At 68.8% G+C, this 1,914-nt stretch carries 2 protein-coding genes; one reads left to right on the top strand and one right to left on the bottom strand.

Annotated elements, in window-relative coordinates; all coding sequences use genetic code 11:
- On the top strand, nucleotides 1-1,050 hold a 1,050-nt coding region (locus ABT263_RS38740), incomplete at its 5' end, for a CoA transferase (RefSeq protein ID WP_352298640.1).
- A gap of 161 nt (nucleotides 1,051-1,211) precedes the next feature.
- On the opposite strand, the gene traJ is transcribed toward ABT263_RS38740, so the two are convergent.
- Nucleotides 1,212-1,583 (bottom strand): conjugal transfer transcriptional regulator TraJ, encoded by a 372-nt coding sequence (gene traJ, locus ABT263_RS38735; RefSeq protein ID WP_008832110.1) that lies wholly within the window; start codon nucleotides 1,581-1,583, stop codon nucleotides 1,212-1,214.
- Nucleotides 1,584-1,914 lie beyond the last annotated feature (331 nt).

Raw genomic sequence — 1,914 nt, 5'->3', positions numbered from 1 at the left:
CAGCCCCGGCTGGCCCCGCTGCCCGCGCCCCGCGGTGGCAGACCGGCCGCCGCACCGCAGCGCGCCGTGGCGGGCCGCGCCGGGGACCTTCCGCTGGCCGGGATCCGGGTGGTCGAGGCGACCAGCCGGGTCCAAGGGCCGCTCGCCGGGCAGCTGTTGACCATGCTCGGGGCCGACGTGACCTGGGTCGAGCCGCCCCAGGGCGACGCGAGCGGGATGGGCGCCCTGTACCACCGCGGCAAGCGGCGTACGGGCCTCGACCTGAGCCGTCCGGCCGGCCGGGACGCGCTGCGCGAACTCATCGCGGAGACGGATGTCTTCCTGCACAACTGGCGCCCCGGAAAGGCCGCCGAGTGGGGCTTCGCCGCCGGGGAACTGGCCCGGACGAACCCCCGGCTGGTCTTCGGCGAGGCGTCGGGATGGGGCCCGCACCTCGACCGGCGCGAGGTGATCGGCACCGAATTCATGGTGCAGGCCTACGCCGGGGTGAGCGAGGGCAACACCCCGCGGCACGAGCGCCCGGCCACGACACGGGTGCTGCTGTGCGACATGTTCGGTGCGCTGGTGGCCTGCGAAGGGGTGCTGGCCGGTCTGTACCGGCGGGAGCTGTCGGGCCACGGCTGGACGGCCGAGTCCTCGCTGCTGACCGGCGCCATGGCGCTCCAGTCCCATGTCGTCCTCGGCCGGGCCACCGGCGACGAACCCGGGCGCAGCGACGGCCGGCCGGTGTGGGGCGCGATCGACGAGCCGGCCGGGACCGCGGACGGGTACCTCATGGTTAGCGCCGACGACGACCCCGCCTACCAGGCGCTGTGCGAGGTGCTGGAGGTGCCTCCCGGCCGGCGCGGCGAGCGGGACGGCCGGCTGACCGCACGCCTGCGCGAGGCCCCGGCGGCGCAGTGGGAGAAGCTGCTGACCGAGGCCGGTGTGCCGGCCGCCGCGGTCTGCCGGGACCTGTCCGATCCGCCGCGGGACCCGCGCCTCGCCCCGCTCTTCGAGCCGTTCGCCGGTGGCGGGCAGGCGCCTGTCGCGCCCTGGCTCTTTCACTGAAAGCTTGATATCGAATTCCTGCAGGTCCCCGGGGATCGGTCTTGCCTTGCTCGTCGGTGATGTACTTCACCAGCTCCGCGAAGTCGCTCTTCTTGATGGAGCGCATGGGGACGTGCTTGGCAATCACGCGCACCCCCCGGCCGTTTTAGCGGCTAAAAAAGTCATGGCTCTGCCCTCGGGCGGACCACGCCCATCATGACCTTGCCAAGCTCGTCCTGCTTCTCTTCGATCTTCGCCAGCAGGGCGAGGATCGTGGCATCACCGAACCGCGCCGTGCGCGGGTCGTCGGTGAGCCAGAGTTTCAGCAGGCCGCCCAGGCGGCCCAGGTCGCCATTGATGCGGGCCAGCTCGCGGACGTGCTCATAGTCCACGACGCCCGTGATTTTGTAGCCCTGGCCGACGGCCAGCAGGTAGGCCGACAGGCTCATGCCGGCCGCCGCCGCCTTTTCCTCAATCGCTCTTCGTTCGTCTGGAAGGCAGTACACCTTGATAGGTGGGCTGCCCTTCCTGGTTGGCTTGGTTTCATCAGCCATCCGCTTGCCCTCATCTGTTACGCCGGCGGTAGCCGGCCAGCCTCGCAGAGCAGGATTCCCGTTGAGCACCGCCAGGTGCGAATAAGGGACAGTGAAGAAGGAACACCCGCTCGCGGGTGGGCCTACTTCACCTATCCTGCCCGGCTGACGCCGTTGGATACACCAAGGAAAGTCTACACGAACCCTTTGGCAAAATCCTGTATATCGTGCGAAAAAGGATGGATATACCGAAAAAATCGCTATAATGACCCCGAAGCAGGGTTATGCAGCGGAAAAGATCCGTCGACCTGCAGCCCGGGGGATCCACTAGTTCTAGAAGCTCTGCATTAAT

The organism is Kitasatospora sp. NPDC001603 (assembly GCF_040298365.1).
In the GTDB taxonomy this organism is placed as follows: domain Bacteria; phylum Actinomycetota; class Actinomycetes; order Streptomycetales; family Streptomycetaceae; genus Kitasatospora.
The sequence above is the reverse complement of the archived record's forward strand: the minus strand, read 5'-3'. Positions and strand labels throughout refer to the sequence as shown.

Excerpts from the sequence above, each read along its gene's own strand:
- traJ (WP_008832110.1), bottom strand. The coding sequence starts at position 1,583 with ATGGCTGATGAAACCAAGCCAACCAGGAAGGGCAGCCCACCTATCAAG.